Below are 22,273 nucleotides of genomic sequence, written 5' to 3'. Positions count from 1 at the left end.
ATGAATGACATGACCCTTAATCCTTCTGCACAAAACATAGCCGCGCCGTTGCAGCAGGAAGGCACCAAGGCCGTCTTGCGCACCTGGCTCAAGGCCGCCGGTGCGGCAGTACGCTACGACGAACCGGTGGTGGAGCTGGAAACCGACAAGGTCGTGGTGGAAGTCTGTGCACCGTGCGATGGCGTGCTGGAGATTGTCCTTGAAGAAGGCCAGGACGCTGTGCCCGGCGCACTGCTGGGGCGCGTGGTGGCGGCGTTGCCCGAACCAGTGGCCGTTGCGTTGCCGGGCGCTGAGCCTGCGCCGCCTGAACCCGTAGAGACTGAACCGGCTGAAATCGAATTCAGGCTGTCGCCGGCCGTACGCCGCCTGGTGGCCGAGCATGACCTGAATCTTGAAGCACTCAAGGGCTGCGGCACCGGGCGCGGCGGGCGCCTGACCCGTGAAGATGTGGTCAAGGTGGTAGAGCAACGCAAAGAGCACCCTGTGAAAGAGCAACCCGTCAGCGAACCCGCGCAAGCCTCGAACGGACCTCGGGTGGCCGAGCGCATCAAACACTCGGGCATGCGCCGCAAGATTGCCGAACACATGCAACATTCGGTCAGCGTGGCCCCGCATGTCACGGCGGTGTTCGAGGCCGACTGCACGGCGATCATCAATCACCGCAATCGGCACAAGGCACGTTTTGCCGAGCAAGGCGTGAACCTGAGCTTCACCGCCTATTTTGTCGCTGCTGCCGTGCAGGCGATGCAGGCTGCGCCAACGGTCAACAGCCGCTGGCACGAGGATTTTCTGGAGGTGTTCAGCGATGTGAACATCGGTGTCGGTGCGGCATTGGGCGATCAGGGCCTGATCGTGCCGGTGATTCATCGTGCGCAGGAATTGTCATTGGCGGGCATCGCCAGTCGTCTGCAAACCCTGACCGAACAGGCCCGCACCTCGCGGCTGAAACCGGCGGACGTGCAGGGCGGTACGTTCACGATCTCCAACCACGGGGTATCAGGGACATTGCTGGCCACGCCGGTGATCATCAACCAGCCGCAGTCGGCGATTCTGGGCGTGGGCGCGTTGCAAAAGCGCGTGGTCGTCAAAGAGGTCGATGGCGTGGACAGCTTTCAGGCCCGGACGATGGCCTATGTCTCGCTGACCATCGACCATCGCGTGCTGGACGGCAGCCAGACCAATGCCTGGCTGCGCCGGTTTGTTGAAGTGCTGGAAGGGTGGGGTGATTGACCGATTAAAGATCGTAACGCACGCTCAGCAACACCGTACGCGGGTCATTGATCACGTAGTGCGAGGTGTTGCTTGCGGCCGAGTAGCTGACGCCTTGCGGGTACGCGCGGTCGAGGATGTTTTTCACCGACAGCGTGGTGGTCCAGTGGCCGTCGCCGGTGGTGTAACTGGTGTTGGCGTTCCAGAAGCCCTGGGCCGGGACTTCATAGATGTCGGCATTCAGGGCGTTGGCGTACGAGCGGGTCTGGTACTGGTAGTCGGTGCTGGCGATCAGCGCGCCCGGCAGGCTGACCGGTACGGTCCAGCTCAGGCCCAGGCTGGCGTTCCATTTGGGCGCGAAGATCATCTCTTTGCCATCGGCGCTGACGCCCGGACCGCTGGCGTTCTGGAAGTCGTCGTACTTGCTTTCGAGATAACCCAGGTTGGCGGTCAGGCGCAGGTCGCGGGTCAGCAGGGCGGTGTTTTCCAGCTCTACGCCGTAGGTATGGGCGCTGCCGACGTTGGTGCGCAGGTTGGCGCTGATCGCAGGGTCCCAGGCGTTGGTTTGCAGGTCTTCATAGTCGTTGTAGAAAAACGCGATGTTGCTGCGCAGGCGGCCATCGGCAAAGTCACCCTTGAAGCCGATTTCATAGGTGGTGACGTTTTCCGGGTCAAAGCCTTGCTCAGCCGCGATTTGCGTCGGGGCGCGGTTGTCGAAGCCGCCGGCCTTGAAGCCGCGTGCCACATAACCGTATTGCACCAGGTTGTCGGTCCAGGCGTATTCGAGACCGATCTTGGGGCTGACCGACGACCACGACTCGCTGGTTTCGGCGCTGAAGTTGGTGCCGGTGATCTGCCGGGCTGTGGTGATGGCGTAGTTCTGGTAGTCGAAGTTCTTGTGTTCGTAGGTGTAGCGCAGGCCGGTGGTCAGCGACAGGCGCGGGGTGATCTTGTAGTTGCTCTGGCCATACAGCGCGTAGCTTTCGGTGTCGGTGGTGCTGTACTGGCCGCTGGCGTTGACGCGGTTGGCGGCGACCGAATAAGTCAGGCTGTCGCGCTCGGCGCGGAAGCGCTCCTTGTACAGAAACACACCCAGGGTGTAGCTGAACCGGTCGTAGTCGCCGTTGAGCTGGAACTCCTGGGTGGCGTAGCGCTGTTTGTAGACGATCAGGTTGTTCTGGATCGGCGAGGCGTTGCCGCTGTTGGCCTTGCCGGAGTTGTCGTAGTCCACGGGCTGATCGAACTCGGACCAGGCCGTCACCGACTTGAAGTTCAGGTGGTCGTCGATGCTGTAGATGGCGCGCAGCACGGCGCTGCCCTGGTCGAGTTTGTTCTTCGGCGTCAGGCTGTTGTAGGTGGTGAATTTGTCGTAGTGACCGTCGGCAACGTTGAACGGCGTGTAGCTGGTGGTATCGCCACGGTCGATGGTGCCGGCCAGGGTCAGTTGCACATCCCAGCGCGAATCGTCCGGCGCCCAACGCAGTTTGCCGCGATACGACTGGATGTCGACGTTGTTGACGTCCTTGTCGGTGGTGCGGTTGTGCACCGTGCCGTCGCGGGTCAGGCGGATCGCCGAGAAGCTGCCGTACAGGGTGTTGTCGACCAGCGGCCCGCTGATCAACACCCGGCCGTTGCGTGCGTCGTAGTTGCCGGCGCCCAGTTCAAAAAAGCCACGGGTGGTCTGGTCGGGATCGCGGGTAATCACCCGGATCGCCCCGGCGGCGCTGTTACGTCCGTACAGTGTGCCTTGCGGACCGCGCAGCACCTCGACGCGCTCGACATCGTTGAAGTCGAGCATCGAAGAAATCGCCCGCGGGATGTACAGGTCGTCGGCGTACACCGCGACTGCCGCTTCCTGGATCGGGTCGGTCTCGCCGATGCCACGTATGCCGTAGGTCTGCGCACTGTAGGAGATCGACTGGCGCGGCAGGGTCAGGTTCGGCACGCGTCCGGCCAGATCGCGCACGTTGTTGACCTGCTGGTCCTGCAAGGTGTTCTGGTCGAAGGCGGTGATCGCCAGCGGGGTTTTCTGCAGGTTTTCTTCGCGGTGTTCAGCGGTGACGGTCACGGTCGGCAGACGGTCTTCGTCAGCGGCCAGCACCAGCGCCGGAGCGCCCAGGGCAATGGCCAGCACCAGCGGTTGCAAGGCGTAGGGAATGGTTGGCATGGGGTGAGGTTCCTGTCATGCATCTATAGGGCCTCCGCCATGGTGTGGGGTCGGGTTGCATAAAAGATATTCTTTTTAAAAAATCCTGTGAAAGCACATTTGGTTATATGTTAATCATGATTTTCCATGATCTTAAGAAGTGTAAATCATCAGTAAAAGTTATCTTGAAAACGACTTGTGCAGGTCGTTTTCAAGCAGCACGCGCGCCCTGAAACAGTGCGGCAATCTGCCACATCAGTCTTTTACGATCTGTTCTCATCCGGTGATAAAGTCGCCGCCATGAAAATTCACCGGACCGACCGCAGATTGATTGCATGGGTGCTCTACGCCAGCGTCCTGTTCAGTCTGTTCGCCTCCAGTATTCATCACGGGCAAATGGCCGGGCTTGCCCTTAGCGGCCTGAGCGGCGGCTATTGCGCGATGGAGGGCGGTGGCGGCATGGGCCAGAATGCGGGCGATGCCGATCACGCCGGCAAAGCCACCGCGCAATTTTCCTGTCCATTGTGTTCATCCTCGACCACCGCCCTGACGCTGAACTCAGCGGCCTGGGACCTGCGTGACATTCCCAAGGGCGTTATCTCGCCAGTGGTGGTGCGCAGTTGGGCGCAACCGCCGCCACGTGCGCTCTGGCCCTCTCTCAATCCCCGCGCACCGCCTGCCTTTATTCCCGCTGTGACTACAACTGCCTGATTGCGGCCGTCTGCACCTTGATGCAGCCCGAATCAGCGTCACTTATTTGCGTGGAAACGTTGTTCATGAAAACCACCAACACCTCTCTGGTGCTGCTTTTGGGCGCCTGCAATGTCGCGTGGGCGCAAGATGCCTCGCTGGAACTCGATGCCCTGAGTATTCAGGCTGTGCAAGACCAACCTTCCGGGCTCAGCCTAGATCAACCGATCACGACCGGCTCGCGCCTGGGCTTGACCGCCCGGCAAACACCGGCCTCGGTGAGTGTCTCCGACCGTGCGCTGATCGAAGCGCGCGGTGCCAGGGACAGCCAGGAAATTCTCAACGCCATGACCGGCATCAATGCCTCGGCCAACCCGGGATATGGCGGCTTTGTGGCCTATCGCGGCTTTACCCAGAACCAGATCACCCAGCTCTATAACGGCATCAATCTGGGCTACAGCAGCGCCACGCGGCCGGTCGACGCCTGGCTGGTCGACCGGGTCGAACTGCTCGGCGGGCCCTCGAGCTTTCTCTCGGGTGCAGGGGCCGTCGGCGGCTCGATCAACACCATCAGCAAGCTGGCCAGCCGCGATGCTCAATTGCTTGAAGGCCGTTTGCGCTATGGCAGCTTTGATGAGTCCGAGGTCGCGGTCGGCTTCAATCAGGCGCTTAGCGAAACGGCGGATACGCAGCATTACCTGCGGATGGATTTCAGTCGCGTGGCGGGCAAGGGCTATATCGACCGCAATACCCGTGAAACCAACAGCTTTTCAGCGTCGCTGCTCAGCGACCTGACGCCCGATTTGAGCCACACCCTGGCGCTCGAATACCAGGAAGACACCGAAGACAGCCCGTACTGGGGCTCGCCGATTCTCAACCCGCTCGGCAACACGATGAAGATCGACAAGAGCCGGCGCTTCGAGAACTACAACACCGAGGATGGACGTTACGAACAGCGCGTGCGCTGGCTGCGCTCGATCACCGAGTATCAGGTCAGTGCCGCCACCCGCCTGAACAACACCCTGTACCACTACGACGCCCAGCGCGATTACCGCAACCTGGAAACCTACCGCTACACCGCCGATAACCACCAGGTGATCCGCTCCGGGGCTTACCTGCAACGCCACGAACAACAGGTGCTGGGCAACCGTCTGGAACTGCGCCATGACCAGGCGGTGTTCGGCCTGGCCAGTCAGTGGGCGGTGGGGCTGGATTACTCGGTCATGCGCCAGGACCTGTACCCCACCAATGGATCAGGCGCCGATACGGTGGATGCTGATCTCTTCAATCCGGGGCATTTTCGTGACCTGCCGGGCATGGGCGCGGGGCTGGTGAGGCAACGCAAACATGAAATCACCACCCGGGCGCTGTTCGTGGAAAACCGCCTTGAGCTGACCGAGCGCCTGTCTTTGCTCACCGGCCTGCGTTACGACCATTTGCAGATGGAAGTGACTAACTACGGCACGGTGTCGGCCACCAGCCCGGCCTGGTTCGAGCGCCGTTGGGAGCCGCTGAGCGGTCGGGCCGGGTTGCTGTATGAAGTGACGCCGCATGCCAATGTCTATGTGCAATACAGCACCAGCGCCGATCTGCCGGCCGGTTCGCTGGCGTCGGCCACCTATTCCAACGTGGGCCTGTTCGATCTGTCCAAGGGCGAACAATGGGAAGTCGGCAGCAAGTTCGACTTTCTTGAAGGCCGCGCTTCGGCCACGGCGGCGCTGTACCAGATCGTGCGCCGCGACTTTGCCGTGCGTGACTCGGTCAATCCCAACCTGACCGTGCAGGCCGGGCAGCAGACCTCGCGCGGCATCGAGCTGGCCGGCAAGCTGCAGGTCACGCCGCAGGTGTTGCTGGAGGCCAACTACACCTGGGTCGATGCGCAGTATGACCGCTTCAACGAGGCGGTCGGCGGGGTGTCAGTGTCGCGCAAAGGCAATACCCCGACCAATGTGCCGGACAGTGTCGCCAACCTGTGGCTGACCTGGCGTCTGAGCGATGCCTGGCAGGTCGGTGCCGACAGTCGCTATGTGGCCTCGGTGTACGCCGACAACGCCAATACGCTCAAAGCCCCGGCGTACACGCTGTTCGGTGCCTTTGCCCGGTATCGACTCACGCCGCAGGCGGCGGTCACCGCGCGGGTGCGCAACCTGACGGACGAGGTTTACGCCAAACAGGCCTATGGCAGCCAGTACTACATGGGCGCGCCACGCAGCCTCGATGTAGCGCTGGACCTGCGTTTCTGATCGCCCGCCGGCCATTTGATTGAAGGACTTTATTGATGAACATGAACATCAAGGCGGGCGCTCGCCTGCACGTTAGCGGTGTGTTGTGCAGTCTGTTTGCATGGGCGCCGTTAAGCCAGGCCATCGCTGAAACCCGCAGCGCCGGTGATTCGGTCGTAACCCTGGGCGCGGTCACCGTGACTGGCAATGAGGCCGGTCCGTTGAACAGCCGCAATATCCTCAGCTCCGTGGATGCCGTGGGCGCCGAGCTGCTGGAAAAACAACCGGTGCAATACAGCTGGGAGCTGTTCAACCGCGTGCCGGGGGTGATGCTCACCCAATTCAACCAGGGCACGACGTCGGGAAAGCTGTCGTTTCGCGGCTTCAATGGCGAGGGTGAGGTCAATGCGGTCAAGCTGCTGATCGACGGTATTCCGAGCAACACCAACGACGGCAATATGCCGTTTATCGACATGGTTTTTCCGCTGGAAATCGACAGCATCGAGGTGGTGCGCGGCACCAACGACCCGCGCTACGGCCTGCACAACATCGCCGGCAACGCCACGATCAACACCCGCCAGGGCGGCAACGATGGCAAGCTGCGGCTGCGTTATGGCAGCTTCGATACCCGCGAAGTGCAACTGGTCAAGGGCATCGAGTCGGGCAACTGGAGCCAGAACTATGCCCTGAGCTACCAGGCCAGCGAAGGCTATCGCCAGCACGCCGATGCCGAGCGCATGAGTTTTTCCGGCAAATGGTTTTATACCGCCGATGACGACGCCTGGCGTGCAGGACTGATCGCCCGGCATTACAAGGCCGACGCCGACGAGGCCGGCTACCTGAGCCGCGCCGACAGCCATGACCGGCCACGCCAGTCTTATGCCAACAACGCCACCGACACGGGTGAGCGGCAGATGAGCCAGCTCAGCCTGCACCTGGACGCCACACTCCGTGAAGACCTGAGCTGGGCCAGCAAGGCTTACGTGAACACCTTCGAAGACCGGCGCTGGACCCAGTACTGGCGCACCTCGGCGCAGCAGGAACGCTACAGTGACGAAACCCAGTACGGCGCCCTCAGCAGCCTGACCTGGCGCCCGCAGGTCGATGGCCTGCACGGTTTTGCCCTGGAAGGCGGCGCTGAAGTGCAGCGTCAGGAAAACCAGAGCCTGCGTTACCGCACCCTGTTGCGTACCCGCACTGCGCAAACCCGTGACCAGCAATTCAACCTGAATGTCTACGGCGCTTATGTGCAGGCGGTGATCGAGCCGATCGAGTCGCTGAAGATCATCCCGGCCTACCGCGTCGACAAGCTCTATGGCGATTACCGCAACGGGCTGAGCGGCGAGCGCGCTGACGTCAACGACTACGGCCTGATTCGCCAGCCCAAGCTCAGCGTAGTCTGGTCGCCGTGGCAACAGGCCAGCCTGTACGCCAACTGGGGGCGCAGTTATCAGGTGGGGGTGGGTTCGGCGACGTATCGACTGGCGACTCAACAGGATGACCTCAAACCCTCGATCAACGACGGCTGGGAAACCGGCATCAAGTTTCGCCCGGCCGCGTGGATCGACGGGCGTGTCGCCTATTGGCAGCAGAAGGCCAGCGACGAGGTGCAGCGTAAGCTCAACGATGCCGTCGGCGATGCCGAGAATGTCGGCCAGACCCTGCGCAAGGGTTGGGATGTGCAGGTCAATCTGTACCCCACCGACAGCACCAGCCTGTGGCTGTCGTACTCGCGGCAGTTCTCCGAGATCCTCAAGCCCAACCCCAATCTGCCGGCCAGCAAGGGCCAGGAGATGGACCACGTGCCGCATCACTTGTATGCCGCCGGCTCGACCTGGCAGGTCACGCCGGCGCTACAGCTGTCGGCCTGGGCCAACGGCCAGAGCGACTATTACCTGGAACGCACTAACAGCACCGGCAAGTTCGGTGATTACGTGTTGGTCAATCTGGGGGCGACGTATCAACTGACCCCAAGCCTGAGTGTCGATCTGCAAGCGAAAAATATTACCAACCGTTACAGTGAATACGTCTGGTACGACGATACCGCAGGCGTCCAGCAATCGCTGCACGCCGCCGGCGACGGACGGGCGGTGTATGCCGGGTTGACCCTGGATTTCTGATCGGGCAAGACCTGGGGGAATTCGTCCGGGGTAATCGGGTCTGATCGGCACATGCATCCGATTACCAAGGAGGTTCACCCATGAACAGTGCCCGAATTGCCGCATTGCGGCCGCTGATGCCCATCGATGTGCTGGCCAGTATCATGGGCAAGCAGTGGTCACCGCCCGATGCGCATGGCTACGTGCCCGACACCCATAACCATGGTTTCGGGGCGCAGATGGCGGTAGACGGAACACTGGGCAAGGTGAGCTTCTACAAGTCGTTTGCTGCCGACCAACTCATCGAAGGCTTGCACATCGGCATGCCGGTGGCGGCGGTGCTGCAGGCTCGGCCGAGCCTGCAAGCCTTTGAAAACGGTCCGCAAGACCCGCTGGAGTGGTCGCAGTACCGCGACCGCACCGAGGCAGGCCATGAGCTGATCGTGCGTATTCGCGACGGTGTGATTCTGGCGCTGGAAATCAGCCAGCCAGGCGCTGTGTATCCCGAACCCGACAAGTTGCTGGCCGACACCAGCCTGAACAAGGTCTATGACCTGCTGCGTGACCCGCAACGGCCACTGCCGCCCAGCGGTCGCGGTGCCAAGTGGGCAGGTGGCTGGAACCTGGGCTTGCCGCCCGGTATCAGCGCCCGGCAATGGCCCTTGAGCCCGTCGCTGGGGTATCCGCTGCGCCATGCGTTTACCGTGCATGTGCCACTCCAATACCGCGCACAGGGCGCCGAATTTGTGGCGTTCAGCCTGTTTGTCGACGACCAGTTCGAAGAACTGCCGTCGAGCAGCGCCATTGAGGCCTTTTTTGCCGCGCCCCTGTCCAGCGAGCCCCCGGCCGATGTTCATCTGTTGCCGTTCTGGCAGCACCGCCATGCGCGGCACCCCAAACAGTTCGATATGAAGGACATCCTCGGCGTCAGCTATGCCGCCATCTGGCTGACCCAGGCGCAGTTCGACGCGGCGCTGTGCACACCGCCTGACCTGAGCGGCAATCCGCTGCTGGGGCAGGCGCCGGGCTGGCTGGAAAAGAACTACAGTGAATATTTCGGCTACGAGCAGGTGCGTAACCCCGGCGAGCCGGCATTCGAGTGGCTGCCCGACGCCGGCCTGGAAACCGCGTTTGCCATTCGTGCGCAAGAACGCGAAGGCGACCCCAACGTCGGCAAACCACCGCGTGAGTGGGAAGATGAATGCCAGGACAGCGGCTATATTCCAGGCTTCAGCGACGAAGGCATCGCCCTGGACCTGGAACGCTTTCATGCGCGCAATCACTTCGGCGGCACGATGTTTCCGGTACAGGGCTACCCCGAGTTCGGCCCGCGCTATCTGGAGTTCGAAGAAGACTTCGGCGGCTTCAACTTCGGCAGCGGCAACGGCCAGATCGATCTGGAAAAAATGGAAATGGACTGGGCGTGTGGCTAACACGCCGATTGGTTTTCGGCGGCAAACACCTCTTTGGCTGCAAACAGACCATTGAGCGCCGCCGGAAAGCCGGCATACACCGCCATCTGCATGATCACTTCAACCACTTGCTCCCGAGAGCAGCCGACATTACGCGCGGCATGAATATGCACTTTGAGCTGCGGGGTGGCGTTGCCCAGCGCGGTCAACGCCGCCACCACCGCCAGCTCGCGGGTTTCAAGATCGAGACCGGGCCGCGAGTAGATATCGCCAAACGGAAACTCGATCAGCAACCGGGCAAAATCCGGCGCAATGTCCTTGAGGCTTTCAATCACGTTTTCACCGGCCTGACCGTCGATTTCTTTCAGCTTCGCCAAGCCCCTGATATAGCGTTCATTGTCCATGTCATCTGCCTCGTCGTGGTGTGTGCAGCGACTTTAGGCCCGACAGTGGATGTTCAGCCAATACCCTTTTGGTGATACCTTTTCGGTATGAATGAAGCCATCGATCTACGCCAGTTCCGTTATTTTCTAGCCGTCAGCGAAACCCTCAATTTCGGGCGCGCTGCGGCGCGTTTGCATATCTCGCAGCCGCCGCTGAGCCGGCAGATTCGCCAGCTGGAAAACCAGCTCGGCGTCGAGCTGTTCGTGCGCACCCGCACCGGTGTGACGCTGACCAAAGCCGGCGCGGCCTTTTTGCCCGAAGTCCGGCGTACCCTGGCGCACGCGGCAAAGGCCATCGCGGCCGCGCAGGCAGCGCGGGAAGGTGAGGGCGGTCAGTTTTGCGTGGGCTATACCACGGTGTTCGATCGCAGCGTGATCCCCGATGTATCCGAAGCCCTGCGGCAGCGCTTTGCCGATTGCCGGATCGTTACCCAGGGCAAGCACTCGATCAGCCTGGTGCGCGACATCAACAATGGATCGATGGATGTCGCCTTTATCGGCCTGCACACCGAGGCCCGCGGGCTCAAGACCGAGACGCTGTTTGCAGAACCGATGAAAGTCGCCTTGCCCGCCAGCCACCCGCTGGCGCGCAAGCGCACGCTGGGCTTCGATGACCTGCGCAACGAGGTGATCTTTCGCTTCGAGCGGCGGCTTAATCCAGGCTTTTACGACCATTGCCAGGCGTTCTTTGACGGGATCAGCTTCAAGCCCGAGACAATCCCGGAACCTGACGACCACCATATTCTGCTGGGGCTGATTGCCGAGGGGCAGGGCATCGCGTTTATCCCGGCGTCGCTGACCCACTTCAAGCGCAAAGGCGTGGTGTTCAGGTCGCTCAAGCAGGAGGGTAACGCGCTGTCCAGCGGTATTGCCGTGGCGTATGTCGAAAGCAACCCGTCGCCGGTGCTGGCGTATTTTCTGCAACGGGTGAGGGCAAGTGTGGTGAGTACGCACGCCCAGTGAACGCCGACCGGCATTCACTGGACGGGAAGGGGATTACTTGCCGAGCATCACCGACTGCAAACGAACCTGCGCCTGCTGAACGGTCTTGGCCTGCTCATTGAGGTTTTGCAGCAGCGTGTTCAGCTCTGCCTGCACTTTCGGGTCCTTGACCGTAACCACCGCGCCATTGATATCGATCTGTTCTTTATGGGCGGTCACGTAATCGGCCACTTTCAGGCCGCTGTCCAACGTGTTGTTGAGTTGCGGCAGCACTTCCAGAAGGGCCGTTGCCGGCACGCTGACGGTCTTGTCAAAGGCCTTGTCGTACACCGCTTTCAAATCGTCCGGCTGCTTGAGCTGGGCATGCGCAGTGTCGGCCTTGGTCTTCTGCTCCTTGAGCTTCACACCTACGTCGTTCAGGCCGGCCTGGATCGCCTTGATGTCATCGCGGCGGCTGACCATCTCACTCACCGAGCGCATCTCGCCTTTCTTCGCCAGTTCGCCCAACGGCTTCATCGTGGCGTCCATCGAGCTGTTGAAGTCGGTGATCACCGCGTAATGGGTGGTGTAGTCGCCAAACGACTTGGACTCTTCCGGGGTCAGCTTGGGCACACGCACGCCGGGTTTGTCGACGATGCGGGTTTGCAGGAACTGGCTGAACGCGGCGCGTTGTTCAGGTTCGTCGTTGCCGCAGGCGGCGAGGACAAGAGGCAGGGCCAGGGCGAGTAGCCATTGAGGGCGCAACGAGACGTTCATGTCGGCAGGGTCTCCAGAAATACATGACAAGCCCGCGACAGAGACGGCCCCTGCGCGATGCCGGTAAGCGTGCGGTGCGTGGTGTACGCAGTGATGGCACATCACTTACAGGCGATAGGACGCAAGTGGTCGGTAGAGGTTCCGCAAGGGGGTAGTTTGTAGGTCTATTCGATACGCTTGCTGGCAGCTTCGTAAACGTCTGACCGTTCACGCTTGCCGAATCAGTTCGTCGATATCAACCGCTACCGTGGGTTCACCCTGGCGTGAGCGCACAAGCTCGGCAAGTTGCATGTCATCGATCAATTCCAGCATGGCCTCATAAAGGGCTGGCGGAACCGCATAAAAAGCCGGCTCGTTACGGTTGAGAATGACCACCGTTTTTCCCTGACCTTCGCGAACAGTGCCCATTGGATCGCGCTTGAGGTCAGTAACAGAAGCAGCGATATCCGCCAGAATTTGAAATGCCATAACAAGACTCCATAGAGTGCTTTTAAAAATGTTTTTTACAGTGCCTTAGCATAGGCGCACTCAATGGCAACTTGAAGCGAATTCTCTGGAAGCCTATCACCGCCCCCGATAAACCGGCGTCCGCTTCTGCAGAAACGCCGCCATTCCTTCTTTCTGATCATGACTGCCAAACAGCAAGGTAAAGGTCTTGCGCTCCAGGCTCAGCATGGTCTGCAACGGTGCGTCCTGGCCGATGCTGAGCATTTCCTTGATCGCCTTGATGGCCAGCGGCGGCTTGCTGGCGATTTTGTGGCCGATCAACAGCGCGGTTTGCAGCGCCTGATCGTCGTCACAGAGTTGCGAAACCATGCCGTTGGCAAAGGCGTGTTCGGCACTGATGGCCTCGCCGGTCATGGTCAGCAGGGCGGTCTGGTATTTGCCGATGGTTCTCAGCAGCCGCTGGGTGCCGCCTGCGCCGGGCATGATGCCGACGTTGATTTCCGGCTGGCCAAAGCGCGCACTGCGGGCGGCGATGATGATGTCGCAACTCAAAGCCAGCTCGCAGCCACCGCCCAGGGCGTAACCCTCGACAGCGGCGATAACCGGTTTGGTGCACTGGCGCACCACCTCGAACACCCGGCCGGTGGCTTGCAGGTTGTGCTGCAAGGGCGTCATGTCGGCCATTTCGGCGATGTCGGTGCCGGCGACAAAATAGCCACCGGCGCCGGTGATGATGATGACGTGCACGTCCGCGTTGCTTTCGCATTCGATCACGGCGTCAGCGATCAGGTTCTTGATTTCAAGGTTCAGGGCATTGCGGCGTTCGGCGCGGTCGAGGGTAATGACCGCGCAGCCGTCGTGCAGGGTGAGGTGAACCGGAGAAGTGGGCTGGCTCATTGGACGGTTTCCGCAGGTGAGTTGGCGTGGGTCCACAGGCTGTCGGTCAGTGCTTTGCGCCGCAACAAGGCGCTGGGGCGATAGCGGCCATCGGGGTAGGCCTGGGCCAGATGATCCAGAACACTGACCACCTGGCGGTTGCCAAAGCGGTCGGCCCAGGCCAGCGGGCCAACGGGGTAGTTCACGCCCTTGATCATCGCGGTGTCGACATCTTCTGCGCTGGCGATGCCATGGCACACCGCTTCGGCGGCTTCGTTGGCGAGCATGCACAGGGTGCGCAGTACCAGCAGGCCCGGAATGTCGCTGATGATCGCGACATTTTTGCCCAGTTTTTGAAACAAGCCGACCGCGTGAGCAAGTGCCTGATCGGAGCATTGATCCGCTTTGGCGAGCACGATCAAGCTTGCCTTGAGGTAGTCGAACGAGGCATCGAAGAGCACCACGTTACGATGCGCTCCTGCAGCCGCGAGTTGGGTTGCGGTCACGCCGGTCGAGGGTTGCAGCTGTGCGTCCCCCACGCTGATCGAGCCTTCGCCGTCGGTGTGCGCGAACGCCAGGCCGTGGGTGCTGGCCAGGCTGATCAGTGCTTCAATCCCGCTAAAGGTGCCTTTGAACACTGCTCGATCAGGCGCTTGCGAGGCGGGTGCCAGGTCCACAGCCGGCGCTGGCGCGTCTTCGGCGTACGAATGAAAGCCACGGCCGCTCTTGCGCCCCAGCCACCCGGCATCGACCAGCGCTTGCTGCACCAGCGAGGGTTTGTAACGGGCGTCCTGAAAAAAGCTGTTGTAGACGCTGCGGGTCACCGCAAAGTTGGTGTCGTGGCCGATCAGGTCCATCAACTCCAGCGGCCCCATGCGAAAGCCGCCGGCATCGCGCAGTGCCGCATCCAGCGTGCCCTTGCTGCACGCTTGTTCCTGCAGGGCGAGCATGGCCTCTGCGTAGAACGGTCGCGCCACCCGGTTGACGATAAAGCCCGGCGTAGAGCGGCAGTGAACCGGCGACTTGCCCCACGCGGCAGCAGTGTTTGCGATCAGCGCGGCAATCTGTGGGTCGGTCGCTTCACCGCTGACGATTTCGACCAGCGGCAGCACGGTGGCCGGGTTGAAGAAATGCATGCCCACCAGGCGCTCGGGATGTTGCAGGCCGGCGCCGATGGCGGTGATCGAGATCGACGAGGTGTTGCTGGCCAGAATCGCGTCGCGGCTAACCACCTGCTCAAGCGCGCTGAACACGGAGATCTTGATCGGTAGGTCCTCGATGATCGCTTCGATCACCAGGCCGCAGTCGCTCAAGGCCTCCAAGGTGGGCGTCAAACTTAGGCGTGAGCGGTATTCAGCCTGGTCGGAGGCCACAAGATCACCACGTTTGATCCAGCGCGCCACGATCTTTTCAATCGCCTCGGCAGCGCTGTCCAGCGCTTGCGTGCGAGTGTCGTGCAAGCTCACACGATGGCCCGCACGCAGCGCGACGGCGGCAATGCCGTTGCCCATGGTGCCGGCGCCAATCACGCCAATACGGGTACTGGCAGGAAGTGAGGGGGGCGTTGTTTTCATAAGGTCCTCATGAGGCTGCTCAGGCGTCAGGCGCCCGGAATGAGCGAAACCTTACGAGTTACCCTTCATATAAGTCAATAGACTGACCTATAGGATTTAAAGACGATGTTGCCTGCAAAGGTCAATCGACTGGTATTTTGCCTTTATGCAATACTTGCCCGTCTAAGCGCGAGCACGCTTAACGCCTGTTCCGCTCCCTTATTCGAGGCAACCAAGATGACTGATGTGGACTTTCTCAACCGGCCGGGCGTCGACTTCAGCCGCAGCGGCGTGTCGCGTTACATTCAACTGGCCACCCTGTTTCGTCGGCGTATCGAGCAAGGCGTGTGGCCGGTAGGCGAGCAGATTCCCACGGTCGATGACCTGGCCGCCGAGTGCAGCGTGGCCCGTGCCACAGTGCGCCAGGCGCTGGATATTCTTGAAGACGACAAGCTGATCAAACGCTACCGGGCCAAAGGCACGTTCGTGATCCAGCAACCGCAAGAGCAGATGTGGTGCGAGGTGCCGACGGACTGGTCGGGTCTGTTGCTGTCGCCAGAAGGCGCATCCATCGAAGTGCTGGCGTTCGACGTCAAGGCGCAGCCGGTCAACATCCAGCACAAGATCGGCGAACTGGCCCCGGAGTACCGTTGCTGGCGTCGCCGCCACTCGCGCGATGGCCGGCCGTACTACATCGGTAATGCCTACATCGATGAGCGGCTGACCCGCAAGATTCCCAACGAAATGTTTGCCAGCCATACCACCCTGAGAATCCTGCGCGACCTGCCGGGTCTCAAGCTGGTCGAAGTTCATCAGACCATCACCGTCGGCACCGCCGATCTGGAAACCGCCGAAGCACTGGAAATTCCACTGAACGCGCCGGTGGTGTACTGCTACCGCACCGCCGTGGACGCCAAGGGCCGGCTGGTGTTCGTCGGTGACGGTGTTTACCGCGGCGATGTGGTGCGCCTGGACGTGAAGGTGACGGTCAAATGAGTGAATGGGTGCTGCATTGGTCGCCGCTGTCGCCGTTCGTACGCAAGGTCATGTGCTGCGTGCACGAGCTGGGCCTGGCGGATCGGGTGCGCTGTATTCGCACCAAGGTCTCCAGCCAGGCGCCCAATGAGGCGCTTATTGCCGACAATCCGCTGATCAGAATTCCGACCCTGGTGTTGCCCAACGGCCAGGCGCTGTTCGATTCGGTGGTGATTGGCGAGTACCTCGATTCGCAGAGCAGCGCCGCCGAGTTATACCCCGCGCACGGCGATGCGCGCTGGCAAGCCCTGCGCTGGCAGGCGTTGGGCGATGGCTTGTGCGACACGTTGATTGCCTGGCGGCATGAGCGTGATCGCAGCGCCGAACAGCAGATACCGGCGCTGCTGCACGGGGCGCGGGTGAAGGTCGATGCCACGCTGGACCGGCTTGAACGGGAGGTCGGTGAGCTTGAGGCTGCGGCCTTTGGGATTGGGCATATCGCGATCGGTTGTGCGCTGGGGTATCTGGGGGTTCGCTTCAAGGATCTGGAGTGGCGTGTGGGGCGGCCCTTGCTGACGCAGTGGCAGGTCGGGTTTGAGGCGCGGGCCAGTGCGCAACTGACTCGGCCCGTCTCTTGAGGGAATGTGGAAATTTCTGACAAACGCCGTGGGTGAAGAACAGGACGGTCAGCACTAACCTCGGCTATGACCACTGGTTATACTTTGCTGCGTAGGGCGCAATGTCAGCGCCCTCTCATTTAATTGCCCACAGGGATAAGAATGAAAATGCTCAGCTTCAAGACCGTGCGGCTTGTGCTTTCTGGTGCGTTGCTTGGCGTCGCAGCAGCAAATGCATTCTTTGGCGTGAATTTTTCCGGTGAGATCGTAGCAGGCGTTCTGGGCGCTGGCGGCGCGTTGATGCTGATGAAAATGACTGCGATCGTCTAGGTGGTTACTGTTTTCGGGCACGTTCTGGGGTTCGAGGCCATCACGATAATCCTCGCCGGAGCTTGCGGTCTCGTGAATGCAATTCAGCAGTGGTGTCACCGGCGCCGGTTGAAGAGCGCAGACCTGGTCATGGCTCTGCTCAACGGCGCCTCGATCTTTCCCTTCTGTGCGATGGCAGGCGCTGTATTCTCTGAACAGCTTCTCAAGGCCGCTTCCTCGTCCGTGCTTTCCCTTGCGCTGGCGGGGCTGGTCGGGCTTGTATTTGTTCTGGGTGAGGTGTGTTCCCCTACGGGACTCAAAAAAACCGCTGACGTCGATTGATTGTGCATTGCACGATGCTCAACAGTTAAACACCGGCGCATAACGTTCTTCACGCTTCCTGAAGTGAATCGGCGCCATCGGTACTTTTTCACCGTTCACGAAAATAGCCGGAAAGGTGAGGGTGAAGTCATCCATATCGCCCTTGCCCAAGGGCGTTCCCTTGCGGCTGCTGCTGTGTATCTCTTTCGGGTCAAAGCCGGTTTTCAGTTGCTCGATACTGACTTGATAAGTCTCACCCGTGGCCAGCGTTACGCTGACCATGGGCGAGGCGGCGCTGATCCAGAGCGGTGGGTCGGTTTGTTGGTAAGCCGCCCGGCGTTGATCCGGAGTGTTCAGGTTGCGCAAGCGTGGGGGTGTGTAGAGTCGGCCAAACAGGCGCAGCTCGGTATCGGCCGAGCGCACGTTACCGGGCCAGCTGGATGTTCCCGGCGGCGCCACGTAGACCAGTAGATGAACCCAGTCGAGTTCTTGCGAAAGCGGTGCATAGCTCATGGCCGCTTTCGGGCCAGGGCACGTGCGGTCGAGCACGGCGTTTGTGCCCGCTGCGGATTCCGGGTGCAGATACGGCCCGGTGCTGCATCCAGCGAGCAGCGCCACGAGTGGATAGAGGATGTAGTGCTTCATTCGGGGGGCCAACTCCATTTGCAGTACGCACGACTATCTCATCCCGGCGGTTGATTCTCACCACCACCCTTCATAAAAAATCTCCCCGGGCGGTCTAGCCGTCCGCTTCAAGACCTGTTTATACTGAAAAGGTCATAAAGTTAGTTGATAGGCATAAAAGTGACCTTTACAACAAAAGCTATCGCTCCAGACACCCACGCTCCGATGAAGCTGCACTGGTCGCCACGCTCGCCGTTCGTGCGCAAGGTGATGATCGTGCTGCATGAAACCGGGCAGTTGAACAGCGTCGACTGCGTGCGCAACGTGGTCGGCATGACCCAGCCCAATGAGCAGGTGATGCTGGATAACCCGCTGAACAAGATTCCGACCCTGGTGCTGCCCAGTGGTCAGACGTTGTTCGATTCACGGGTCATCTGCGAATACCTCGACCGTCAGCATCAGGGCCACCGGCTGGTGCCCGAGCAAGCCGAGGCCTACTTCCAGGCCATGACCTGGCAGGCGCTAGGCGACGGTTTTCTCGACCTGTTACTGGTCTGGCGCAACTGGTTCAGCGATCGGGCGCTTGCCCATGATGCCCCGCAGGATGCCTACCTGGTGACCTTCGCGTTGAAAGCCCAGCGCATCCTCAGTGAGCTTGAACAGCAAGCCGCCGCGCTTGGCGCAACGCCGTTGAACCTGGGCCATATCGCCATCGGCTGTACCCTGGGGCATCTGGATTTTCGCTGGCAGGTGCTGAACTGGCGCGATAACCGGCCGCAACTGGCGGCCTGGTACGCCACGTTCAGCGCGCGCCCTTCAGCCATCGCCACCGTCGTGCATGACGACGCCGCGGCCGTTGCCCAATAACCTTGATAAGGAGCACATCCGCATGGCTGGACCACTTTCCCATATTCGAGTGCTGGACCTGAGTCGCATCATGGCCGGCCCCTGGTCGGGCCAGGTGCTGGCGGACCTTGGCGCCGATGTCATCAAGGTCGAGCGGCCTGATGTCGGCGACGATACCCGCACCTGGGGCCCGCCGTTTCTCAAGGACCGCGATGGCAACGCCACCAAAGAGGCGGGTTACTACCTGGCGGTCAATCGCGGCAAGCGTTCGGTGACGGTTGATCTTGCCGATGCCGAAGGCCAGCAAACCATTCGCGAGCTGGCGGCGCAGTGCGACATCGTGCTGGAGAACTTCAAATCCGGCACCCTGGAGCGCTATGGCCTGGGCTATGAAGACCTCAAGGCGATCAAGCCGGACATCATCTATTGCTCGATCACCGGCTTCGGCCAGACCGGGCCGAAACGTGATCATGCCGCTTACGATTTCATGATCCAGGCCATGGGCGGGCTGATGAGCGTCACCGGCGAACGCGATGACGAGCCCGGCGGTGGCCCGCAGAAAGTCGGCATCCCGATTGTCGATATCATGACCGGCATGTACGCCACGGTTGGCGTACTGGCGGCCCTGGCCAATCGCGAACGTACCGGGCAGGGCGAGTATGTCGACATCGCGATGCTTGATGTGCAGACCGCCATCCTCGCCAATCAGGCGATGAATTATCTGGTCTCGGACAAAGAGCCCAAACGCGCCGGTAACCGCCACCCCAATATCCAGCCGCAGGATGTCTTCAAGTGCGCCGATGGCCATATCGTTCTGGCAGTGGGCAACGACGGCCAGTTCCAGCGCTTTTGCACGGTCATCGAACGGCCAGAAATGGCCAGCGACCCACGCTTTGCCAGCAACCAGGCGCGGGTGCGCCATTTGCCTGAATTGCTGACGGTGATCCGCGAGCGTTTTGCGCAGCAGCCCATGGCGCACTGGCTGGCAGCACTTGAGAAGCAGAGCGTACCGTGCGGGCCGATCAATACCATTCCCATGGTGTTTGCCGATGAGCAGGTTCAGTCGCGCGAAATGCTCAGGCACCTGGAACACCCGCTGGCCGGCACGGTGCCGCAAGTGGTCAGCCCGATCCGCTTGAGCAACGCGCAGCTGGATTTCGAGCGCGCACCGCCCTTGCTCGGCCAGCACACCGACGAAGTATTCCGTGAACTGGGGCTGACCCGCGCGCCGTAGTGCGCCCTTGGTTTCCCTGTCAGCTATTCATTTATGGAGAAAGAAATGTCCCGGATTCCCTTGTTCGACCCCGAGGGCATGAGCACCCAACAGGCCAAGGTCTATGCCGAGGTCGTCGGCGGACCGCGTGGCCGTCTGGTGGGGCCTTTGCGCGCAGCGATGCACAACCCCGAGCTGGCGGACCGCTGGCAGAAGTTTGGCGAGGTGTTGCGTTTCAATACCTCGCTGCCCAAACGCCTGACCGAACTGGTCATCCTGGTCACCGCCCGGCGCTGGAACAGTCAGCTGGAGTGGTACATCCACGCTCAGGACGGTCTGGCCGCCGGGTTATCGCCCGAGGTCATCGAGGCGCTGCGCTGTGGTGAGTCGCCCTGTTTTGATGACCCCGAAGACGCCGATGTCTATGAATTCGCCTGCCAGCTTCAGCAACAGGGCAATGTCCAGCAAGCGCTGTATGAGCGTCTGCATCGACGCTGGGGCACGGTGGCGATGGTCGATCTGTCGTCGGTCATCGGCTATTACACGCTAGTGGCGATGACGCTGAATGTGCATCAGGTGCCCGTGCCGGACGGCGCCAGTCATCCACTGCAAGCGCTGGGCCGCACGCCCGATGGCACCTGGGCACTGGCCGGTCTGGCGCCTGCCGAACAACAACTGGCAGCGGCCAGTGGAGGCGAGCGATGAGCAGCCCGATCGATACCGTGGAGGTGCGCATGCCCCGTGCGCCGCACAAGGCCTTGCCGGCTGGCGCCTGCGATGTTCATTGTCATGTTTTCGGGCCATTGGAGGCTTTTCCGACCGGGCCTGCGACCTATGCCATTCCGCTGGCGCCGCCAATGGTTTATCGGCAGATGCTCGACAGTGCTGGCTTCAGTCGCGGCGTACTGGTACAGCCTGCGCCTTATGGCACCGATACCCGTGCGTTGGTCAACGCGCTGGAGCTGCTGGGCGAGCGGGTACGCGGCATCGCCGTGGCGGACGCCGACATCAGCGAGGCGCAGTTGCAACAGCTGCACCGGGCTGGCGTGCGTGGCCTGCGCTTCATCGAGATGCTCGATCCCACCTCCGGTAAACGCTATGCCGGCAGTATCGGCATCGACACACTCAAGCGTCTGGCGCCGCAAATGCGTGCACTGGGCTGGCAGGCGCATATCTGGGCGCGTGCCGCCGATTGCCCGGGCGTCTTCGAGCAAATCCAGGACCTCGGTGTGCCGGTGGTGTTCGACCATATGGGCCAGTTCGATGTCGGCCAGGGTGTCGACTCGCCCGACTTCAAGGCCTTTCTTGCCTTGCTCGAAACCGGGCAGGTGTGGGCCAAGCTGTCGTTGTGCAGGGTCTCGAAACAGGCGCCCGGCTACGACGACGTAAAGCCTTTTCACCAGGCCATGATCGCTGCCCGGCCAGACCGTTTGCTGTGGGGCTCGGACTGGCCCTTCGTGCGCATGGCCGAGAACTCCCCGGATGTGGGCCATCTGCTCGACGTGTTCCAGACCTGGGTCAACGATGACGCCGTGGTACGGCAGATTCTGGTGGATAACCCGGCCCGGTTGTTCGGCTTCTAAATCAACAAGAGACTGCTGCGATGCAAGATATTCGCTTGGACATTCAGGACGGCGTCGCCGTCATCACCCTCGACCGCGCGCCGGTCAATGCCATTACCCTGGCGCACTATCAAGCCATTGGCGAGCTGTTCGAAACCTTGGGACAGGACCTGTCGGTCAACTGCGCGATCTTCACCGCCGCCGGCGAGCGAGCCTTCTGTGCAGGCCTGGACCTGCATGAATTCCTTGCGGCCACCGTCGACGAGGATCCTGCGCGGGCCGCCGTGGTGCGCCAGTGCTTTGCGGCGGTAAGGACCTGTCCGATTCCGGTGATCGCCGCCGTGAATGGCCCGGCACTCGGCGCCGGCACGGTGCTGGCGGCGGTGTGTGATTTCCGCCTGGCATCGGAGAAAGCCAGTTTCAGCATGCCGGAAATCAACGTCGGCCGTTGCGGCGGCGGTGCGCATCTGGGGCGTCTGATCGGCCAGGGCAACCTGCGCAAAATGTTCTTCACTGGCCAGCCGATCAATGCTCAGGAGGCGCTGCGCATCGGTCTGGTCGAAGAGGTCTTGCCGGCTGATCAACTGATGGCGCGTGCCTGGGAACTGGCGCGCACCATCGCCGCGAAAAGCCCGCTGGGGCTGCGCATGGGCAAGGCGTCGCTGAACGAGATCGAGTTCATGCAAGTGGAGGAGGGCTATCAGGTCGAGCAGGGCTACAGCACCCGCCTGATGGCCACCGAAGACGCCCGCGAAGCCACCCGTGCGGTGGTCGAGAAGCGCAAGCCGGTGTTTGTCGGTCGCTAGATAACGGGCACAAAAAACCGGCTTTCGCCTAATGCCGATCAGTTAAGCCGGTTTTCACCAGATTTTACGTCTGATGCTCAATTGATCTGACCCCAAAAAGTTGGACAGTCTATTGCCACACGCCCACCGAGCGAGTCCTGAACTCCACAGGACTCAATCCGCCAAGCTTCACTTTTATCCGGTCATGATTGTAGTAACGGATGTA

General features: G+C 61.2%; 23 protein-coding genes. 15 read left to right on the top strand and 8 right to left on the bottom strand.

Annotated features, from left to right (window positions below; translation table 11 throughout):
* Nucleotides 1-1,230: a dihydrolipoamide acetyltransferase family protein gene (locus ACYP2A_RS09475; protein WP_459744660.1), complete on the top strand. Its 1,230-nt coding sequence runs from the start codon at nt 1-3 to the stop codon at nt 1,228-1,230.
* 4 nt (nt 1,231-1,234) lie between these two features.
* On the opposite strand, the gene ACYP2A_RS09470 is transcribed toward ACYP2A_RS09475, so the two are convergent.
* A complete protein-coding gene (locus tag ACYP2A_RS09470) occupies nt 1,235-3,376 on the bottom strand; it encodes a TonB-dependent receptor (protein ID WP_459744659.1) in 2,142 nt (713 codons plus the stop codon).
* A 279-nt stretch (nt 3,377-3,655) separates the two neighbouring features.
* Between ACYP2A_RS09470 and ACYP2A_RS09465 the strand changes: the two genes are divergently transcribed.
* The 4 genes from ACYP2A_RS09465 to ACYP2A_RS09450 all read left to right on the top strand — a co-directional run bounded on the left by ACYP2A_RS09465 (nt 3,656) and on the right by ACYP2A_RS09450 (nt 9,799).
* Nucleotides 3,656-4,066 (top strand): DUF2946 domain-containing protein, encoded by a 411-nt coding sequence (locus ACYP2A_RS09465; RefSeq protein ID WP_459744658.1) that lies wholly within the window; start codon nt 3,656-3,658, stop codon nt 4,064-4,066.
* 65 nt (nt 4,067-4,131) lie between these two features.
* On the top strand, nt 4,132-6,288 hold the full coding sequence (locus ACYP2A_RS09460) for a TonB-dependent receptor (RefSeq protein ID WP_459744657.1): 2,157 nt from the start codon (nt 4,132-4,134) through the stop codon (nt 6,286-6,288).
* Nucleotides 6,289-6,329: 41 nt separating this feature from the next.
* The gene (locus ACYP2A_RS09455; protein WP_459744949.1) at nt 6,330-8,387 is read left to right on the top strand and encodes a TonB-dependent receptor; all 2,058 of its coding nucleotides are present in this window, start codon (nt 6,330-6,332) and stop codon (nt 8,385-8,387) included.
* Between the two features lie 80 nt (nt 8,388-8,467).
* Nucleotides 8,468-9,799: a DUF7256 domain-containing protein gene (locus tag ACYP2A_RS09450; protein ID WP_459744656.1), complete on the top strand. Its 1,332-nt coding sequence runs from the start codon at nt 8,468-8,470 to the stop codon at nt 9,797-9,799.
* On the opposite strand, the gene ACYP2A_RS09445 is transcribed toward ACYP2A_RS09450, so the two are convergent.
* Nucleotides 9,796-10,182: a carboxymuconolactone decarboxylase family protein gene (locus ACYP2A_RS09445; RefSeq protein ID WP_459744654.1), complete on the bottom strand. Its 387-nt coding sequence runs from the start codon at nt 10,180-10,182 to the stop codon at nt 9,796-9,798. The genes ACYP2A_RS09450 and ACYP2A_RS09445 overlap by 4 nt on opposite strands.
* 87 nt (nt 10,183-10,269) lie before the next feature.
* Between ACYP2A_RS09445 and ACYP2A_RS09440 the strand changes: the two genes are divergently transcribed.
* Nucleotides 10,270-11,184 carry a LysR family transcriptional regulator gene (locus ACYP2A_RS09440; RefSeq protein ID WP_459744653.1) on the top strand — a complete coding sequence of 305 codons (915 nt, stop codon included), beginning with the start codon at nt 10,270-10,272 and terminating at the stop codon, nt 11,182-11,184.
* A 33-nt stretch (nt 11,185-11,217) separates the two neighbouring features.
* On the opposite strand, the gene ACYP2A_RS09435 is transcribed toward ACYP2A_RS09440, so the two are convergent.
* From ACYP2A_RS09435 to ACYP2A_RS09420, 4 genes are all read right to left on the bottom strand, one after another.
* Complete coding sequence (locus ACYP2A_RS09435) at nt 11,218-11,919, bottom strand: DUF3053 domain-containing protein (RefSeq protein WP_459744651.1); 702 nt, start codon at nt 11,917-11,919, stop codon at nt 11,218-11,220.
* 207 nt (nt 11,920-12,126) lie between these two features.
* Entirely contained in the window at nt 12,127-12,387 is a 261-nt protein-coding gene (locus tag ACYP2A_RS09430; protein ID WP_459744650.1) for a type II toxin-antitoxin system Phd/YefM family antitoxin, read from the bottom strand.
* Nucleotides 12,388-12,483: 96 nt separating this feature from the next.
* Nucleotides 12,484-13,263 (bottom strand): enoyl-CoA hydratase-related protein, encoded by a 780-nt coding sequence (locus ACYP2A_RS09425; RefSeq protein WP_459744648.1) that lies wholly within the window; start codon nt 13,261-13,263, stop codon nt 12,484-12,486.
* Complete coding sequence (locus ACYP2A_RS09420) at nt 13,260-14,816, bottom strand: 3-hydroxyacyl-CoA dehydrogenase (RefSeq protein WP_459744646.1); 1,557 nt, start codon at nt 14,814-14,816, stop codon at nt 13,260-13,262. Before ACYP2A_RS09420 ends, ACYP2A_RS09425 begins: the two co-directional genes overlap by 4 nt.
* A 216-nt stretch (nt 14,817-15,032) precedes the next feature.
* On the opposite strand from ACYP2A_RS09420, the gene ACYP2A_RS09415 reads away from it, so the two are divergent.
* From ACYP2A_RS09415 to ACYP2A_RS09400, 4 genes are all read left to right on the top strand, one after another.
* Nucleotides 15,033-15,791 (top strand): GntR family transcriptional regulator, encoded by a 759-nt coding sequence (locus ACYP2A_RS09415; protein WP_459744645.1) that lies wholly within the window; start codon nt 15,033-15,035, stop codon nt 15,789-15,791.
* Nucleotides 15,788-16,408, top strand: coding sequence for a glutathione S-transferase family protein (locus tag ACYP2A_RS09410; RefSeq protein ID WP_459744643.1), 621 nt, complete (start codon nt 15,788-15,790; stop codon nt 16,406-16,408). Before ACYP2A_RS09415 ends, ACYP2A_RS09410 begins: the two co-directional genes overlap by 4 nt.
* Before the next feature lie 141 nt (nt 16,409-16,549).
* The gene (locus ACYP2A_RS09405) at nt 16,550-16,717 is read left to right on the top strand and encodes a hypothetical protein (RefSeq protein ID WP_459744641.1); all 168 of its coding nucleotides are present in this window, start codon (nt 16,550-16,552) and stop codon (nt 16,715-16,717) included.
* A 129-nt stretch (nt 16,718-16,846) separates the two neighbouring features.
* Complete coding sequence (locus ACYP2A_RS09400; RefSeq protein ID WP_459744640.1) at nt 16,847-17,038, top strand: hypothetical protein; 192 nt, start codon at nt 16,847-16,849, stop codon at nt 17,036-17,038.
* 18 nt (nt 17,039-17,056) lie between these two features.
* Here the strand turns inward: ACYP2A_RS09400 and ACYP2A_RS09395 are convergent, their stop codons facing one another.
* Nucleotides 17,057-17,662: a hypothetical protein gene (locus ACYP2A_RS09395; protein WP_459744639.1), complete on the bottom strand. Its 606-nt coding sequence runs from the start codon at nt 17,660-17,662 to the stop codon at nt 17,057-17,059.
* Nucleotides 17,663-17,866: 204 nt separating this feature from the next.
* Here ACYP2A_RS09395 and ACYP2A_RS09390 point away from each other — a divergent pair, with 204 nt between their 5' ends.
* Genes ACYP2A_RS09390 through ACYP2A_RS09370 form a run of 5 tightly spaced genes read left to right on the top strand, consistent with a single transcriptional unit; the run spans nt 17,867 to nt 22,068 of the window.
* Nucleotides 17,867-18,508: a glutathione S-transferase gene (locus ACYP2A_RS09390; protein ID WP_459744638.1), complete on the top strand. Its 642-nt coding sequence runs from the start codon at nt 17,867-17,869 to the stop codon at nt 18,506-18,508.
* 22 nt (nt 18,509-18,530) lie between these two features.
* On the top strand, nt 18,531-19,721 hold the full coding sequence (locus tag ACYP2A_RS09385; protein ID WP_459744636.1) for a CaiB/BaiF CoA transferase family protein: 1,191 nt from the start codon (nt 18,531-18,533) through the stop codon (nt 19,719-19,721).
* 45 nt (nt 19,722-19,766) lie between these two features.
* Nucleotides 19,767-20,405 carry a carboxymuconolactone decarboxylase family protein gene (locus ACYP2A_RS09380; protein WP_459744635.1) on the top strand — a complete coding sequence of 213 codons (639 nt, stop codon included), beginning with the start codon at nt 19,767-19,769 and terminating at the stop codon, nt 20,403-20,405.
* Entirely contained in the window at nt 20,402-21,283 is an 882-nt protein-coding gene (locus tag ACYP2A_RS09375; protein ID WP_459744634.1) for an amidohydrolase family protein, read from the top strand. Before ACYP2A_RS09380 ends, ACYP2A_RS09375 begins: the two co-directional genes overlap by 4 nt.
* Nucleotides 21,284-21,303: 20 nt before the next feature.
* Nucleotides 21,304-22,068, top strand: coding sequence for an enoyl-CoA hydratase-related protein (locus ACYP2A_RS09370; protein WP_459744632.1), 765 nt, complete (start codon nt 21,304-21,306; stop codon nt 22,066-22,068).
* A gap of 109 nt (nt 22,069-22,177) precedes the next feature.
* Here ACYP2A_RS09370 and ACYP2A_RS09365 read toward each other — a convergent pair.
* On the bottom strand, nt 22,178-22,273 hold a 96-nt coding region (locus ACYP2A_RS09365; RefSeq protein ID WP_459741911.1), incomplete at its 5' end, for an IS3 family transposase.

This window comes from Pseudomonas sp. 3A(2025), from assembly GCF_054589175.1.
This window is presented reverse-complemented; position numbering and strand designations above follow the sequence as displayed.

Excerpts from the sequence above, each read along its gene's own strand:
- ACYP2A_RS09475 (WP_459744660.1), top strand. The coding sequence starts at position 1 with ATGAATGACATGACCCTTAATCCTTCTGCACAAAACATAGCCGCGCCG.
- ACYP2A_RS09450 (WP_459744656.1), top strand. The coding sequence starts at position 8,468 with ATGAACAGTGCCCGAATTGCCGCATTGCGGCCGCTGATGCCCATCGAT.
- ACYP2A_RS09460 (WP_459744657.1), top strand. The coding sequence starts at position 4,132 with ATGAAAACCACCAACACCTCTCTGGTGCTGCTTTTGGGCGCCTGCAAT.
- ACYP2A_RS09440 (WP_459744653.1), top strand. The coding sequence starts at position 10,270 with ATGAATGAAGCCATCGATCTACGCCAGTTCCGTTATTTTCTAGCCGTC.
- ACYP2A_RS09385 (WP_459744636.1), top strand. The coding sequence starts at position 18,531 with ATGGCTGGACCACTTTCCCATATTCGAGTGCTGGACCTGAGTCGCATC.
- ACYP2A_RS09390 (WP_459744638.1), top strand. The coding sequence starts at position 17,867 with ATGAAGCTGCACTGGTCGCCACGCTCGCCGTTCGTGCGCAAGGTGATG.
- ACYP2A_RS09375 (WP_459744634.1), top strand. The coding sequence starts at position 20,402 with ATGAGCAGCCCGATCGATACCGTGGAGGTGCGCATGCCCCGTGCGCCG.
- ACYP2A_RS09430 (WP_459744650.1), bottom strand. The coding sequence starts at position 12,387 with ATGGCATTTCAAATTCTGGCGGATATCGCTGCTTCTGTTACTGACCTC.
- ACYP2A_RS09400 (WP_459744640.1), top strand. The coding sequence starts at position 16,847 with ATGGCTCTGCTCAACGGCGCCTCGATCTTTCCCTTCTGTGCGATGGCA.
- ACYP2A_RS09465 (WP_459744658.1), top strand. The coding sequence starts at position 3,656 with ATGAAAATTCACCGGACCGACCGCAGATTGATTGCATGGGTGCTCTAC.
- ACYP2A_RS09410 (WP_459744643.1), top strand. The coding sequence starts at position 15,788 with ATGAGTGAATGGGTGCTGCATTGGTCGCCGCTGTCGCCGTTCGTACGC.
- ACYP2A_RS09415 (WP_459744645.1), top strand. The coding sequence starts at position 15,033 with ATGACTGATGTGGACTTTCTCAACCGGCCGGGCGTCGACTTCAGCCGC.
- ACYP2A_RS09445 (WP_459744654.1), bottom strand. The coding sequence starts at position 10,182 with ATGGACAATGAACGCTATATCAGGGGCTTGGCGAAGCTGAAAGAAATC.
- ACYP2A_RS09405 (WP_459744641.1), top strand. The coding sequence starts at position 16,550 with ATGAAAATGCTCAGCTTCAAGACCGTGCGGCTTGTGCTTTCTGGTGCG.
- ACYP2A_RS09435 (WP_459744651.1), bottom strand. The coding sequence starts at position 11,919 with ATGAACGTCTCGTTGCGCCCTCAATGGCTACTCGCCCTGGCCCTGCCT.
- ACYP2A_RS09395 (WP_459744639.1), bottom strand. The coding sequence starts at position 17,662 with ATGAAGCACTACATCCTCTATCCACTCGTGGCGCTGCTCGCTGGATGC.
- ACYP2A_RS09455 (WP_459744949.1), top strand. The coding sequence starts at position 6,330 with ATGAACATCAAGGCGGGCGCTCGCCTGCACGTTAGCGGTGTGTTGTGC.
- ACYP2A_RS09425 (WP_459744648.1), bottom strand. The coding sequence starts at position 13,263 with ATGAGCCAGCCCACTTCTCCGGTTCACCTCACCCTGCACGACGGCTGC.
- ACYP2A_RS09420 (WP_459744646.1), bottom strand. The coding sequence starts at position 14,816 with ATGAAAACAACGCCCCCCTCACTTCCTGCCAGTACCCGTATTGGCGTG.
- ACYP2A_RS09380 (WP_459744635.1), top strand. The coding sequence starts at position 19,767 with ATGTCCCGGATTCCCTTGTTCGACCCCGAGGGCATGAGCACCCAACAG.
- ACYP2A_RS09370 (WP_459744632.1), top strand. The coding sequence starts at position 21,304 with ATGCAAGATATTCGCTTGGACATTCAGGACGGCGTCGCCGTCATCACC.
- ACYP2A_RS09470 (WP_459744659.1), bottom strand. The coding sequence starts at position 3,376 with ATGCCAACCATTCCCTACGCCTTGCAACCGCTGGTGCTGGCCATTGCC.